The sequence below is a fragment of the Rhodococcus sp. MEB041 genome, from assembly GCF_030208955.1.
Taxonomy (GTDB): Bacteria; Actinomycetota; Actinomycetes; order Mycobacteriales; family Mycobacteriaceae; genus Rhodococcoides.
Window position 1 is genome coordinate 208296 of record NZ_JARVSZ010000002.1, and the last position, 15506, is coordinate 223801.

Consider the following 15506-nt stretch of genomic DNA (forward strand, 5'->3'; position numbering starts at 1 on the left):
CTGGTGTGCCCGAGTCGATCGGGCAGGAGTCGGGACGAGGTGGGCTAGTGGCCCATGCCCATACCGCCGTCGACCGGGATGATCGCGCCGGAGACGTAGCTCGAATCGGGTGACGCGAGGAAGCTCACCACCGCGGCGACGTCCTCGGGAGTACCGAGTCGCTTCAGCGGGATGTACTCGCGCGCGGTGTCCCGGAGTTTGTCGTCGAGCTCGGCCGTCATGTCGGTCTCGATGAACCCGGGTGCCACGACGTTCGCGGTGATCGAACGCGAGCCCAGCTCACGGGTGAGCGAGCGCGCCATGCCGACGACACCCGCCTTGGAGGACGCGTAGTTGATCTGGCCGGGTCCGCCGGCCTGACCGACGACGGAACCGAGGAAGACGAACCGTCCGAAGCGTGCCCGCAGCATCGAGCGGCTCGCTCGCTTGGCCACCCGGAACGCGCCGGTGAGATTGGCGTCGATGACGGAGGTGAACTGCTCCTCGGTCATCCGCATCAGCAGGGTGTCGTCCGTGATGCCCGCGTTGGCGACGAGCACCTCGACGGGGCCCTGATGCTTCTCCACCTCGGTGAACGCGGCATCGACGGACGCGGTGTCGGTGACGTCGCACTGCACCCCGAACAGTCCGTCCGGTGCACCCGAGCTGCGGTGCGTGACCGCGACCTTGTGGCCGTCCGCGGCGAGTCGGCGGGCCACGGCCAGGCCGATGCCCCGATTACCGCCGGTGACGAGCACGGACCGGGAGACGAATCCCCCGCCGGCCGTCGCGTCGGGTGTCGCGGACTCGGGCGCAGAGGACATACGGATGAACCTTCTCTCTCGGGGGTGCTGCTCGCAGCAACGGCCAGTCGGTGGGCGACCACGGACGTCGTCGATCGCCTCGACCCGCGCGTACTTTACCGATGCGTGTCAGGGGACTCGCTGGCGTAGTGACAATGCTGTGACAAGTCCCGCCGATACGAACAGCACTCCGGCGATCAACCAGGGCCGACTCGCGTCACCGCGGGTGGTCTCGTAGCCGATCTGCTCCTCGAGCGTGTCGTACACCTCGGTGAGTTCCTCGAGACTCGACGCCGTGAAGAAGTTGCCACCCGACAGGCGTGCGATCTCCTCGAGCGACGGGTCGTCGACGGGCACCGCGACGCGCTGGGTGTCGCCCTGCTCGTCGGTGATGTCCACCGTGCCGTAACTGGTGCCGAACGAGATGGTGGAGACCGGGATCCCCTTCGTCTCCGCCTCGCGGGCCGCCGTGTACCCACCGCGCGGGTCGTCCGGGTTCTCGGGAACGGTCTGCTTGCCGTCGGACAGCAGCACGATCCGTGCCGGCGGCGCCGCGTCCGATCCACCGAGCACCGCGCCGAGTGTCTCGATCGACTGCATCGCCGTGAAGATGGACTCGCCCGTGGCGGTCCGCTCGGCCAGCTGCAGCCGATCGATGGCCGATTTCGTCGCCTCACGATCGGTGGTCGGTGAGACCAGCACCGATGCCGTGCCCGCGAACGCGACGAGTCCGAGGTTGATGCCGGGAGTCAGGCCGTCGGCGAACTGCTTGCCGGCCTCCTGCGCCGCTGCCAGTCGCGTCGGCTGGACGTCGGTGGCCTCCATCGACAACGACACGTCGATGACCAGCATGACCGTCGCCCGATTACGCGGAACCCGTTGATCGGACGTCGGTCCGGCCAGTGCGACGGTCAGGAAGAGCAGCCCCACGAGCACGAGCGCCGTGGGGACGTGGCGCACCAGTCCGGGGCGCCTCGGTGCGACGCGTTCGAGCAACTCCATGTTGGTGAAGCGCATGGTGTTGCGCTGACGGCGGCGCTGCGCGAGCACGTAGGCCACCACCAGGCCCGCGACCACGAGGAGGAAGAGCAGCCACCAGGGTGACGAGAAATCGGACAGGCTCACCGCGTACTCGCTCCCATGCTCGCGCCGTGGCGTCGCCGGGACACGAAGCGGACGACGTCGGCGATCCAGTCGCCGTCCGTCCGCAGGGTGAGCCGAGGCGCGCTGCAGCCACGCAGGATCTTCTCGACGTTCGCGCGGTGCGCCGCAGCGGCGGCCGCGAAGTCCTCCCGCAACCGGGGTGTCGTGCTGAACTCCCGCGTCCGTCCCGTCTCCGGGTCGTGCAACACCACGTCACCGACATCCGGCAGCTCGAGGTCGCGGGGGTCGACGACCTCCACGGCCAGCACGTCGTGGCGGGCCGCCAGGGCGCGGAGCGGACGCTCCCAGTCCGTCGGACCGAGGAAGTCGCTGACGACGACCACCATGCCGCGTCGACGTTCGGGCCGTCGCAGAGCGTCGATGGCGCCGACGAAGTCGCCGCGGGTGCCGTCGGGTGCGTGCGGTGTGGTGGCCACGGTGCGGAGCAGGGACTGGATGTGCGCCCGACCGCCCCGCGCGGGGACCCGGACGACGCGTTCGCCCGTCGCGACGACGGCGCCGATGCGGTTGCCGCCGCCACTGGTCAGATGCGCGATGGCCGATGTGGCCGCGACGGCAAGGTCCCGCTTCTCGCACCCCGCGGTGCCGAAGTCGAGGGAGGCCGACAGGTCGATCGCCATCCACGTCTCGAGCTCGCGGTCCGCGACGCTCTGCCGAACGTGGGGGTGCGTCGTCCTCGCGGTGACGGACCAGTCCATCTGACGTACGTCGTCGCCCGGCTGATACTCGCGTGCATCGCCCGGCTCGGAACCCGGGCCCGGGATGAGACCCAGATGATCGCCGTGCAGCACGCCGTCGAGGCGCCGGCGAACGGTCAGCTCGAGGGTGCGCAGCGCAGCCGACAACCGAGGATCCTCCAGCGATCCCGAGGCGAAGGACGGGGGCGCACCGCGCAACGACTGCTGCACGGCGGGTGCGCCGAACACCGGATCACCGGGCCGGCCACCCGTGGGTGACGCCATGGTCACCGCGTGGGATCGGTCGCGGGAGTCTGCTTCTGCATCCACGGCGCCGGGCCACCCTGCTGGGGACCGTTCTGCTGGGGGCCACCCTGCTGCGACGGTCCGTCGGGACCGGGCTGCGGGGGTCCGGGCTGGAACTGATGCGGTCCGCCCGGTCCCTGCTGCTGGGGGCCGTTCTGCAGGGGTCCGTTCTGCTGGGGTCCGTTCTGCAAGGGTCCGTTGTGCTGGGGAGCCGGCGCCTGCTGCTGGACCGGCTGGGCGCCAACCTGCGGCAGACCCACGGTCTGCAGGATGCGCGTGATGATCTGCTCGGGCGTGATCTCGTCGGCCAGGGCGTCGTACGAGAGCACGAGACGGTGCCGCAGCACGTCCGGCACCACGTCGAGGACGTCCTGCGGCACGACGTAGTCCCGTCCACGCAGGAACGCCAGCGCACGGGAGGCACTGATGATGCCGAGGGTCGCACGGGGTGATGCGCCGTAGGCGATCCAGCCGGCCACGTCGTCGAGGCCCACGTCGCGCGGAGTACGGGTGGCGGCGATGACGCGCACGACGTAGTCGACCAGAGCGTGATGGACGAACACGGATGCCGCGACGTTCTGGAGGCGCACCAACTCGACCGGGTCGAGGATCTGCTTGGGCTTCGGTGCCGCGACGCCCATGCGGTAGACGATCTCGCGCTCCTCCTCGACCGTCGGGTAGTCCACGACGATCTTGAACAGGAAGCGGTCGCGCTGCGCCTCGGGAAGGGGGTACACGCCCTCGTTCTCGATGGGGTTCTGCGTCGCCATGACCAGGAACGGATCCGGCATGGGGTACGTGTGACCACCGATGGAGACGTGGCGCTCGGCCATGACCTCGAGGAGAGCCGACTGCACCTTGGCCGGAGCTCGGTTGATCTCGTCCGCGAGCACGAAGTTCGCGACCACCGGGCCGAGCTCGGTGTCGAATTCTTCTTTGCCCTGACGGTAGATGCGCGTACCGATGAGGTCGGTGGGCACCAGGTCGGGCGTGAACTGCACGCGGGAGAACGAGCCCCCGACCACCGTCGCGAACGTCTCCACCGCCAACGTCTTCGCCACACCGGGAACACCCTCGAGCAGGACGTGCCCACGTGCGAGAAGCCCGACGAGGATGCGTTCGACCAGTCGGTCCTGACCGACGATGACGCGTTTGACCTCGTAGACGGCCTTCTCGAGCGTCTGCACGTCCCGAGAGATGTCGGTCGTGTCGGTCTCTCGTGACGTCACCTGTGGAACCACCGCTTTCTACCCGGACTCTGCTGCCGAGCACCACTATTGCAGGTGGCGAGGACACATGACGTTCTAGCTGCTCGGACGGGGTGTCACTCCACCATGCGGACGGCGTACGGCGTCATGCCGTCGAAACGGACGGGCGACACCTTCACCACCGATCCCGACTGCGGAGCCTCGAGCATCTTGCCGTCACCGAGGTAGAGGGCGACATGCTGCGAGGCGCCCGGACCGTAGAAGATCATGTCGCCGCGGCGCATCTGGGACGACGGCACCTGCTTGCCGGCCGTGTACTGGTAGCCGGTGTAGTGCGGGAGCGAGATGCCGAGACCACCGAAGGCGTACATCATGAGGCCGGAGCAGTCGAAGCCCACCTTGTTGTAGTCGCCGTAGCTGTCGGCGACACCGCCGTCACGGATGCCCTTGGTCGGCCCGTTCTCGTTGCCGCCACCCCACGAGTAGGGGGTGCCCAACACGGACATGCCGCGGTCGATGACGAGTTCGATGGCTGCGGACCCGGTGAGCGACGGATCCTTGGTGGCGGTCCCGCGACCGCCGCCGGACGACGTGCTTCCCGACGACGTGCTTCCCGACGACGTGCTTCCCGACGACGTGCTTCCCGACGACGAGGTACCCGAGGACGTGCCGCCCGAGGACGAGGTACCGGACGACGTGCCGCCCGACGAGGTGCCGCTCGACGTCGATCCGGTCAGGTCGGTGTGGTCGCGCTCCCCGTCCACCAACGCTGCGGCACGATCGGCGGCGGCCTGGTTCGCGGCCACCCGGGCGGCCGCGGCCACCGCTGCCTCCTGCGCTGCCTGCGCGGCTGCCGCGGCGGCGGCTTCCTCCGCCTGACGCTGCTGGTCCCACTGCGAGTACGCGTCGCGCTGTCCCTCGAGCCCCGCGGCGTCGTTGCGCGCCTGCTCCAGCTCGGCGGAGGCGCTGTCCCGCTGCGCCTCGACGGCCGCTTTCTGCGCTGCCTGCTCCTGCTGTGCGGTCACGGCCGCGGCGATGGCCTGTTCCGCCTCGTCCTTCTTCGCGTCCGCTTCCGCGGAGGCACGGTCGGCCTCAATCTTGCTCTGGCGTGCGGTGGAGTCTCGGTTGGCCTCCTCGGTACGCGCCCGCTGCAGGCTGTCCAGGGTGGCGTTCTGCTTGGCGGACAGCATCCGCAGGATCTGCGCGCGATCGAGCACGTCCTGCGGCCCCTGCGCGTCCAGCAGTGAGGAGACACCGGCGGACCCGGTGCCCTTGACGTAGTCGGTGACGGCGAAGGCGTCGAACTTCTTCTGCGCGTCGGAGATCATCTGGCCGGCGTCGCGGAGGGCCTGCTGCGCGATGCCGACGGCCGCGGCGGCGGCGTCGGCGACGGTGCGAGCGTTCTGCAGGTCGACGAGGGCCTTGTTGACGTCCTCGCGCTTGACGGCCACCTGCGCGTCGATCGCGGCGAGCTGCTGGTTGGCCGAGGCGACCTGGTCGATGAGTTGACCGACTCGTCCGAGCTGGTCCCCCACGCGCGCACCGGCGGCGGCGATGTCGGAGTCGGAGGGATTGGGCGGGGGCGGCGGCACGGCGGACGCGAGACTCGGTGCGAGGAACCCCGTCCCGGACAGCAGCAGCGTCGTCGCGACGACGGCGCCCCCGATCGTGCGACGCAGAGCCCGCGATCGACCGACGTGCCGTCGACCTCCGGAGTATCGCTTCACCTGTTCGTCTCCCTCACGTCCGCAGTGCGGATTCACCCACCGCACGCGTGGGGAGGACACGACGCAGCGTGACAGGATCCCGGACCACAGCCGACAACGGCCGACCCGGGAGCAACGATCAGCCCCTCTGCGACACTTCTTCCCCAAGCAGTGCCATGCGAACCGTACGACACTTCGAACGCTTAAGGAACTCCAGTCACAAATGACACATGTGTCATTCCGCCGACCGCATCCGCGCTGATCAGGACGTTGTCCGAGAAAGATTCGTTGAGACTTTTTTGGGAACGGTCACTGCCCGTCGGGCGTGACGGCCTCTCGATCGGTGACATCTCCAGAACGATGACGGCGTTCGTTCACCCACCAGGTGCCACCAAGTACGGCGACGACCACGAGAACGAGGCCCAGAGTGATGCCGGTCCACGGTGGGCCGGGCTCGACGAGCACGTCGAGGAAGTTGTCCGCGGTCTGCACCGCGTTGCCGGTGTACGCCTGATCCTGACCCGCTTCGAGCGTCACGCGATCGATCGAGTCGCTGAACGTGCCGACCTGTCCCGGACCGATCACGAGGACCGTCCCACCGTCGGTGGCACCGACCGACGTGGCGAGATCGCGGAGCTGCGAATCGAGCGGCGCCGGCGCGTCGAGCACGACGATGCTCAGGTCGATCCCGTGCTCGCCGGCGCGCGCCACAACACCCTCGAGCCCGACGACGTCCTGACCCGGCGCGGCCACCCCGTCGTCCGCGACGTCGGCGAGGGTCGCCTGCAGGTCGACGAACGTCGGCACCTCGCTGATCATCGGGAGGGCGACCAGCGGCTGATCACTCAGCGGTAGGGCCGGGAGAGGAGAGAGAGACATCGTCCGTCCGTTGTCGTCGATCGCGAGGCGATGCGGTGGATCGCGAGGCGATGATGGTCGAAGTGTGTGCGCCGTCGAGCGGGACCCTACGGGACGGGACCGTCGCCGAGTCCGAGGCGCACCGAGGTGCACGGAGGCAGCCCTTCGTTGCGCCCGGAACGCTGCCGGGGAACGATGAGTGCGCACCACGGTGAGAGCGACACGGCGATTCGGCCACTCGTTCTCACAGGACAAGCGTACTGTTAGAATCGAAACACCGAGACTGCGGCGGCCTCGACGCCACCCGGGTGCACCCTCACCCACCGGCGATGTCCGCCCGCTCTCGCCACGCCGTCGACACAGCCCCGTCGACGGCAGCCCAGAAGACGAGTGGAGCTGACGTGACCGCAAGTATCGATTCGTTCGGCGCCAAGGGAACGCTGGAGGTCGGAGAGAACTCGTACGAGATCTTCCGCCTGAAGGCCGTCCCCGGCACCGAGAAGTTGCCCTATGCCCTCAAGGTCCTCGCGGAGAATCTCCTGCGTACCGAGGACGGCGCGAACATCACCAAGGACCACATCGACGCGATCGCCGCGTGGGACCCGTCCGCCGATCCGAGCATCGAGATCCAGTTCACGCCGGCCCGCGTGATCATGCAGGACTTCACCGGCGTCCCCTGCATCGTGGACCTCGCGACCATGCGTGAGGCCGTCACCGCTCTCGGTGGCGACCCGGAGAAGGTCAACCCGCTCGCTCCGGCCGAGATGGTCATCGACCACTCCGTCATCATCGACGTGTTCGGCCGCGCGGACGCCTTCGAGCGCAACGTCGACATCGAGTACCAGCGCAACGGCGAGCGCTACCAGTTCCTGCGGTGGGGCCAGGGTGCGTTCGACGACTTCAAGGTCGTCCCGCCCGGCACCGGCATCGTGCACCAGGTCAACATCGAGCACCTCGCCCGCACCGTCATGGTGCGGGGCGGTCAGGCCTACCCCGACACGTGTGTCGGCACCGATTCACACACCACGATGGTCAACGGCCTCGGCGTGCTCGGCTGGGGCGTCGGCGGCATCGAGGCCGAGGCGGCCATGCTCGGCCAGCCCGTCTCCATGCTCATCCCCCGTGTCGTGGGCTTCAAGCTCAGCGGCGAGATCAAGCCCGGCGTCACCGCGACCGACGTCGTGCTCACCGTCACCGACATGCTGCGCAAGCACGGCGTCGTCGGCAAGTTCGTCGAGTTCTACGGCGAGGGTGTGGCCGAGGTCCCCCTGGCCAACCGCGCGACGCTCGGCAACATGAGCCCCGAGTTCGGTTCCACCGCGGCGATCTTCCCGATCGACTCGGAGACCGTCGACTACCTGCGCCTGACCGGACGTTCCGACGAGCAGCTCGCGCTCGTCGAGGCGTACGCCAAGGAACAGGGCATGTGGCACGACCCCGAGAACGAGGCGACGTACTCCGAGTACCTCGAGCTCGACCTCGGCGACGTGGTGCCGTCCATCGCCGGACCGAAGCGTCCGCAGGACCGAATCCTGTTGTCGGAGTCCAAGATCGCGTTCCGCAAGGACATCCACAACTACGTGGGTGGCGAGGACGTCGACGCCACCCCGTCGAAGCTGGACGAGGCACTCGACGAGACCTTCCCGGGCTCGGATCCGGCCACGCTGTCCTTCGCCGACGACGATGCGGCTCCGCTGCACTCCGCCGCCGGCAACGCCGAGGGTCGCCCGACCAACCCGGTGCGCGTCGACTCGGACGAGCAGGGCTCGTTCGTCCTCGACCACGGCGCCGTCGCCATCGCGTCGATCACCTCGTGCACCAACACCTCGAACCCGTCGGTCATGCTCGGCGCTGCCCTGCTGGCCAAGAAGGCCGTCGACAAGGGTCTGACCAGCAAGCCGTGGGTCAAGACCTCGATGGCGCCGGGCTCGCAGGTGGTCACCGACTACTACGACAAGGCCGGCATGTGGCCGTACCTGGAGAAGCTCGGCTTCTTCCTCGTCGGATACGGCTGCGCCACGTGCATCGGTAACTCGGGACCGCTCGATCCCAAGATCTCCGAGGCCATCCAGGACAACGACCTCACGGTCACCGCGGTCCTGTCCGGTAACCGCAACTTCGAGGGTCGCATCTCCCCCGACGTGAAGATGAACTACCTGGCGTCCCCGCCGCTCGTCATCGCCTACGCGCTGGCCGGCACCATGGACTTCGACTTCGAGCACGACGCTCTCGGTCAGGACAACGAGGGCAACGACGTCTTCCTGAAGGACATCTGGCCCTCGCCCAAGGAGATCCAGGACACGATCGACTCGTCCATCTCCAAGGAGATGTACACCAAGGGCTACGCCGACGTCTTCAAGGGCGACGAACGCTGGCGCGGACTGCCCACCCCGGACGGCAAGACGTTCGAGTGGGACCCGCAGTCGACCTACGTGCGGAAGCCCCCGTACTTCGACGGCATGCCCAAGGACCCGGAAGCCGTCACGGACATCTCCGGTGCGCGCGTGCTGGCGTACCTCGGAGACTCGGTCACCACAGACCACATCTCCCCCGCCGGCAACATCAAGGCAGGAACGCCTGCTGCGCAGTACCTCGACGAGCACGGTGTCGAGCGCAAGGACTACAACTCCTTCGGCTCGCGTCGCGGCAACCACGAGGTCATGATCCGCGGAACGTTCGCGAACATCCGGCTGCGCAACCAGCTCCTCGACGACGTCTCGGGTGGCTACACCCGCGACTTCACGCAGGACGGTGGCCCGCAGGCCTTCATCTACGACGCGTCGCAGAACTACCAGAACGCCGGCATCCCGCTGGTCGTCCTGGGCGGCAAGGAGTACGGCTCCGGATCCTCGCGTGACTGGGCTGCCAAGGGCACCCGCCTGCTCGGCGTCAAGGCCGTCATCACCGAGTCGTTCGAGCGCATCCACCGCTCCAACCTCATCGGCATGGGCGTCGTCCCGCTGCAGTTCCCCGCCGGCGAGTCGGCGGCGTCGCTGAAGCTCGACGGCACCGAGACCTTCGACATCTCGGGCATCACCGAGCTGAACGAGGGCCGCACGCCGAAGACGATGCACGTCACCGCGACGAAGGAAGACGGCTCTGCCGTCGAGTTCGACGCCGTGGTCCGCATCGACACCCCCGGCGAGGCGGAGTACTACCGCAACGGCGGCATCCTGCAGTACGTGCTGCGCAACATGATCGGCTGATCACCGCAGTGATCACTGCCCCGTGAGGGGAGCAGAACGCGCACGACCGCGCCGCGATACCGCGTGTATCGCCGGTTCGGTCGTGCGCGTTCTGCGATCAGCACGATGTCCCCAGCACACGACAGGAGCACCGAGTGCCGAAGGTCAGTGACGACCATCTCGCGGCGCGCCGAAGTCAGATCCTCGACGGCGCGCGCCGCTGTTTCGCCGAATACGGTTACGAGGGCGCCACGGTGCGGCGACTCGAGGAGGCCACCTCGCTCTCGCGAGGAGCGATCTTCCACCACTTCAAGGACAAGGACGGGCTGTTCCTCGCGCTCGCCCGCGACGACGCGCGCCGCATGGCGGACGTCGCCGCCGAGCAGGGGCTCGTCCAGGTGATGCGGGACATGCTGGCCGCTCCCGACCAGTTCGACTGGCTCGGTACACGTCTGGAGATCGCCCGACGGCTCAAGACCGACGCCGAGTTCCGGGCCGGGTGGTCGGAGCGCTCGGTCGAGCTGCAGGACGCCGTCCTGTCACGTCTCGAGCGTCAGAAGTCTGCGGGCCGACTGCGGGACGACGTGCCCACCGCGGTACTGCTGGGATACCTCGACCTCGTCATGGACGGTCTCGTGACCCGCATCGCGTCGGGCCAGGGCACCGAGAACCTGTCGGCCGTCCTCGACCTGGTCGAGGAGTCGGTCCGTCGCGATCGGCCGTGAGCCGACTCAGGCGAGCGTGATCAGGTCGAGGTAGTCCTGCGACCAGTGGTCCTCGTTGCCGTCCGGCAGGAGGATCACTCGTTCGGGAGACAGTGCCTCGGCCGCACCCGGATCGTGCGTCACCAGCACGACGGCGCCCTTGTAGCTCCGCAGCGCCTCGAGGACCTGCTCACGCGAGATCGGGTCGAGGTTGTTGGTCGGCTCGTCGAGCAGCAGCACGTTGGCCGCCGACGAGACCAGGCCGGCGAGCGCGAGTCGCGTCTTCTCACCGCCGGAGAGAGTGCCGGCCGGCTGTTCGAGCTGCGGGCCGGTGAACATGAACGCACCGAGCAGCGACCGCAGCTCCTGCTCCGGGGTGTCCGGTGCCGCGTGCCGCACGTTCTCCCAGACCGACGCCATGTCGTCGAGGGTGTCGTGTTCCTGGGCGAAGTAGCCGATGCGTAGACCGTGACCGGGCTCGATCTGGCCCGAGTCGCTCTTCTCCGTGCCGGCGAGGATGCGGAGCAGCGTCGTCTTGCCGGCGCCGTTGAGGCCGAGCACCACGACGCGGGAACCGCGGTCGATGGCCAGATCCACACCCGCGAAGATCTCCAGGGACCCGTACATCTTGGTGAGGTTCGACGCCATGAGCGGCGTCTTGCCGCACGGTGCGGGCTCGGGGAAGCGGATGTGTGCCACCCGGTCGGACACGCGTTCCTCGTCGAGGTTCGCCATCAGCTTGTCGGCACGCTTGGCCATGTTCTGGGCGGCCACGGCCTTGGTGGCCTTCGCACCCATCTTGGCGGCCTGCGCGCGCAGAGCGCCGGCCTTCTTCTCCGCGTTGGCACGCTCGCGACGACGACGCTGCTCGTCCGTCGAGCGCGCGTCGAGGTACTTCTTCCAGTTCATGTTGTAGACGTCCGGCTCGCCGCGGACGGCATCGAGGAACCACACGCGGTTCACGACGTCGTTCAGCAGCTCCACATCGTGACTGATGACGATGAGCCCACCCTCGTGGCTCTGCAGGAAGCCGCGGAGCCAGGTGATGGAATCGGCGTCGAGGTGGTTGGTGGGCTCGTCGAGCAGCAGCGTGGTGGCGGAGCGACCACCACTGCCGTCGGACGCCGCGAACAGGATGCGTGCCAGCTCGACGCGGCGGCGCTGACCGCCGGAGAGGGTGCGTAGGGGCTGCGCCAGGACACGGTCGGGAAGTCCGAGGCTGTTGCAGATGCGCGCCGCTTCGCTCTCGGCCACGTAGCCGCCGAGCGAGGCGAAACGCTCCTCGAGCTCGCCGTATCGGCGGACGGCCTTGTCGAGGCGATCCTCGTCGGCCACCTCGGCCATGAGCGCCTGCTGCTTCTCCATGTCGTGGAGCAAGGTGTCGAGTCCGCGGGCGGACAGGACGCGATCCTTGGCCAGCAGGTCGAGGTCGCCCTCCTTGGGGTCCTGCGGCAGGTAACCGATGTCCCCGGTGCGGGTGACCGAGCCGGCGTAGGGCTCGCCCTCTCCTGCCAGAATGCGAAGAGTGGTGGTCTTTCCGGCGCCGTTGCGGCCCACGAGGCCGATGCGGTCGCCGGCCTGCACGCGCAGGGCGGGCCCGGGAGCGGACAGAAGAGTACGCACGCCGGCACGAACCTCCAGGTCGGTGGCGGTGATCACGGTGCGAACTCCTCGATCGTCGTAGTTGTCCGGTGGCAGACCGGGCGCAGCGCGAAGTCGACTGCGCAGCAATCCCTCATTTTAACGCCTCCGCGGGCTCCCACGGTCCACGCAGACGTGACTCCGCTAACGTTCCGACGCATGGAGAAGGAACAGGATCTGCAGGGGCGTGTCGCCGTGGTCACCGGCGCGAGCCGCGGAATCGGTCGGGCCATCGCGGCCGACCTCCTCGCTCGCGGCGCCGCCGTGACGGTGACCGCCCGCAAGAAGGAGCAGCTCGACGCCACCGCCGAGGAGTTGCGCGCCGCGGTACCGGGGGCCACCGTGCTCGCCATCGCCGGCAACGCCGGGGACGCGGAGTCCCGCCGCGAGACGGTCGACCGCACGGTCGCCGAGCTCGGCTCACTCGACATTCTGATCAACAACACCGGCATCAATCCGGTGTACGGATCGCTGATGGAGGCCGATCTGGCCGGCGTCCGCAAGATCTTCGAGGTCAACGTCGTCGCGACACTCGGCTTCATCCAGGAGGCGCACCGAGCGTGGATGGGCGAGCACGGCGGCTCGGTCGTGAACCTCGCCAGCGTGGCGGGAATCCGATCCACCGGAGTCATCGCCGCGTACGGCTCGTCCAAGGCGGCGCTCATCCGGCTGACCGAGGAGCTCGCGTGGCAGCTCGGACCCTCGATCCGTGTGAACGCGGTGGCCCCGGGCGTCGTCAAGACCAAGTTCGCCGAGGCACTCGTCGCCAATGGTGAGGAGGCGGCGGCCGCCGGCTACCCGATGAAGCGGCTGGGAACGCCCGAGGACGTGGCCTCGCTCGTCGGGTTCCTCGTGTCCGACGCCGCGTCGTGGATCACCGGTGAGACGGTGCGCGTCGACGGCGGACTGCTGGCGACGGGAACGTTCTGACCGACGTCCTCGTCGTCGGCGCCGGCCCGTCCGGCCGCGCGGCGGCACATCGCTGCGCGGCCGCGGGGGCAACGGTGACTCTCGTCGACCCCCGTCCGGATCGTCGATGGATCAACACGTACGGGATGTGGACCGACGAGATTCCGGACTGGGTGCCGGAGTCGACGCGCGCGTCCACGTCCCGCTCCCCCGTCGTGGTCGGCACACGCCGACACGTGGTGGACCGTGAGTACTCGGTGCTCGACACCGGACGACTGCAGGACGGCCTCACGCTCGACGGAGTGTCGGTGGTCGCGGAGTCCGCGGCGGAGGTCACGCCCACGTCGATGACCCTGCGGAACGGCACGACCCTGTCCGGCCGGACGGTGATCGACGCCCGTGGCTCGGCGGTGGGCCCCGGAGTCCCCGAGCAGACGGCCCACGGGGTCGTGGTCGACGAGGACACCGCCGCACGTGCCTGCGGCGGCGAGTCCGCGGTGATCATGGACTGGCGGCGGGACAACGGTGCCGACGCGGACGCGGTGCCGTCCTTTCTGTACGTCGTGCCGCTGGGCGGCGGCGCGGTGTTGCTCGAGGAAACCTGCCTGGTCGGCCGGCCCGGCCTCACCTCACCCGAGCTCGCGCGTCGGCTGCTCGCACGACTGGCTGCGCGGGGTGTGACTCTGCGCGGCGACGAGCCCGTCGAGCGGGTGCGCTTCGCGATGCGTCCGCCGACCCGTCCGACGCGCGGGGTCGTCACCACCGGGACGCGGAGTCCGGCTCTGCACACCGCCACCGGGTACAGCGTCGCTGCCTCCCTGCGCCGAGCGGACGTCATCGCGTCGGTCGTGCTGGACGGCGGCGGCGTCGACTCGGCGGGATCGCGGGCGGTCACCCGGCTGCGGTCGGTGGGCGCGGACGCTCTGCTGTCCTTCCCGCCCGATGCCCTCGCGCCGTTCTTCGACCGATTCTTCGAGATGCCGTCGACGCTGCAACGCGCCTATCTGTCGTCGGACGACGACGTCGCCGGCATGTCCCGGGCGATGCTGACGCTGTTCTCGCGGATCGGTTCGTCCGACCGCCGCGTGATCCTCGGAGCGGTCCGTCGGGCGATGTTCTCCGCAGCGGTGGGGACGCGTTCGTGACGGGTGGTGGAAATGTGACCGGGCGTGCCCCAAGATTGGACACATGCGATCGATCTGGAAAGGCTCCATCGCCTTCGGCCTGGTGAACGTCCCGGTCAAGGTGTACACGGCCACCGAGGACCACGACATCAAGTTCCATCAGGTCCACGGCAAGGACGGCGGTCGCATCAAGTACGACCGGAAGTGCTCCGTGTGCGGTGAGTCGGTGCAGTTCGCCGACATCGACAAGGCCTACGAGACCCCCGACGGCGACCGGGTGATCCTGACCGATCAGGACTTCTCGTCGCTGCCCGCCGCCGAGAAGCACGAGATCCCGGTTCTCGAGTTCGTGCCGACCGACCAGATCGATCCGATCCTGTTCGACAAGAGCTACTACCTGGAGCCGGACTCGACGTCCCCGAAGGCGTACGTGCTCCTCCGGGAGACCTTGTCCACGACCGATCGCACCGCACTGGTGCACTTCACGCTGCGACAGAAGACGCGCCTCGCGGCCCTCCGCGTGCACGACGACGTGCTGATGATCCAGACGCTGCTGTGGCCCGACGAGGTGCGGGCCGCCGAGTTCTCCTCGCTCGACGACGTCACCGCGCCCCGCCCCAACGAACTGAAGATGGCGGGGGCACTCGTCGAGAGCATGTCGGGCGACTTCGACCCGTCCGAGTACACCGACGACTACCAGATCGAACTCCGCAAGGTCCTCGACGAGATGATCGAGAACGGCGGCGAGAAGGTGGTGCACGCCGAACCGGAGGACACCGACTCGGGAGAGGACGCCGAGGTCGTCGACCTGGTCGCGGCACTCCAACGCAGCGTCGAGGCGGCGGGCCGGTCCGGCCGTGGTCGTCGCGGCGACACCGACTCGGCATCGACGAAGGACGAGTCGGGGAACGAAGAGTCCGCGACGAAGGCTCCGGCGAAGAAGGCAGCCGCGAAGAAGGCACCGGCCAAGAAGGCGGCGGCGAAGAAAGCGCCCGCCAAGAAGACGGCCGCGAAGAAGGCGGCGGCGAAGAAGGCCGGGAGCGGCACGTCGTCGGGCGACGAGGACCAGCAGCGCAAGGGGGCGTGAGGTCTCACGACCACGGCGTGCGCGTCCGCACGGGCCTCACAATCAAGTGCCCACGGAACCGTATGTCTCACAACGCCAAACGTGGTTGATCACCCCAAGGATGCTTTTACTCTCTCTGGAGAGACACAGCGAGTCGTCCCGGTCACACCGGCGAC

Annotated in this window: 12 protein-coding genes; 5 read left to right on the forward strand and 7 right to left on the reverse strand. The window is 68.6% G+C overall.

The annotated features are described in order from the left end of the window. Positions 1-44 precede the first annotated feature (44 nt). The 6 genes from fabG1 to QRN16_RS04970 all read right to left on the reverse strand — a co-directional run bounded on the left by fabG1 (position 45) and on the right by QRN16_RS04970 (position 6722). Entirely contained in the window at positions 45-803 is a 759-nt protein-coding gene (gene fabG1 / locus QRN16_RS04945; protein ID WP_037185384.1) for a 3-oxoacyl-ACP reductase FabG1, read from the reverse strand. A gap of 108 nt (positions 804-911) precedes the next feature. Further along, the gene (locus QRN16_RS04950) at positions 912-1907 is read right to left on the reverse strand and encodes a VWA domain-containing protein (protein WP_056444650.1); all 996 of its coding nucleotides are present in this window, start codon (positions 1905-1907) and stop codon (positions 912-914) included. Then, positions 1904-2914, reverse strand: coding sequence for a DUF58 domain-containing protein (locus tag QRN16_RS04955; RefSeq protein WP_374197736.1), 1011 nt, complete (start codon positions 2912-2914; stop codon positions 1904-1906). The genes QRN16_RS04950 and QRN16_RS04955 overlap by 4 nt, the downstream gene beginning before the upstream one ends. Continuing rightward, positions 2911-4158, reverse strand: a complete 1248-nt coding sequence (locus tag QRN16_RS04960) for an AAA family ATPase (protein WP_285184936.1) — start codon at positions 4156-4158, stop codon at positions 2911-2913. The genes QRN16_RS04955 and QRN16_RS04960 overlap by 4 nt, the downstream gene beginning before the upstream one ends. Before the next feature lie 95 nt (positions 4159-4253). Further along, positions 4254-5864 carry an NlpC/P60 family protein gene (locus QRN16_RS04965; RefSeq protein WP_502943979.1) on the reverse strand — a complete coding sequence of 537 codons (1611 nt, stop codon included), beginning with the start codon at positions 5862-5864 and terminating at the stop codon, positions 4254-4256. Positions 5865-6152: 288 nt separating this feature from the next. Next, positions 6153-6722, reverse strand: coding sequence for an Rv1476 family membrane protein (locus QRN16_RS04970; protein ID WP_285184938.1), 570 nt, complete (start codon positions 6720-6722; stop codon positions 6153-6155). 380 nt (positions 6723-7102) lie between these two features. Between QRN16_RS04970 and QRN16_RS04975 the strand changes: the two genes are divergently transcribed. Continuing rightward, complete coding sequence (locus tag QRN16_RS04975) at positions 7103-9907, forward strand: aconitate hydratase (RefSeq protein WP_056445197.1); 2805 nt, start codon at positions 7103-7105, stop codon at positions 9905-9907. 134 nt (positions 9908-10041) lie between these two features. Continuing rightward, positions 10042-10611 (forward strand): TetR/AcrR family transcriptional regulator, encoded by a 570-nt coding sequence (locus QRN16_RS04980; RefSeq protein ID WP_027505306.1) that lies wholly within the window; start codon positions 10042-10044, stop codon positions 10609-10611. Positions 10612-10617: 6 nt separating this feature from the next. Here QRN16_RS04980 and QRN16_RS04985 read toward each other — a convergent pair whose 3' ends face one another. Next, positions 10618-12249 carry an ABC-F family ATP-binding cassette domain-containing protein gene (locus QRN16_RS04985; protein ID WP_027505305.1) on the reverse strand — a complete coding sequence of 544 codons (1632 nt, stop codon included), beginning with the start codon at positions 12247-12249 and terminating at the stop codon, positions 10618-10620. Between the two features lie 141 nt (positions 12250-12390). Between QRN16_RS04985 and QRN16_RS04990 the strand changes: the two genes are divergently transcribed. From QRN16_RS04990 to ku, 3 genes are read left to right on the forward strand one after another with little or no spacing between them, the layout of a single operon-like run. Then, on the forward strand, positions 12391-13161 hold the full coding sequence (locus tag QRN16_RS04990) for an SDR family oxidoreductase (RefSeq protein ID WP_285184942.1): 771 nt from the start codon (positions 12391-12393) through the stop codon (positions 13159-13161). Beyond that, positions 13158-14285, forward strand: a complete 1128-nt coding sequence (locus QRN16_RS04995; RefSeq protein ID WP_285186013.1) for a lycopene cyclase family protein — start codon at positions 13158-13160, stop codon at positions 14283-14285. Before QRN16_RS04990 ends, QRN16_RS04995 begins: the two co-directional genes overlap by 4 nt. Positions 14286-14328: 43 nt before the next feature. Next, the gene (ku, locus tag QRN16_RS05000; protein ID WP_027505303.1) at positions 14329-15351 is read left to right on the forward strand and encodes a non-homologous end joining protein Ku; all 1023 of its coding nucleotides are present in this window, start codon (positions 14329-14331) and stop codon (positions 15349-15351) included. Positions 15352-15506 lie beyond the last annotated feature (155 nt).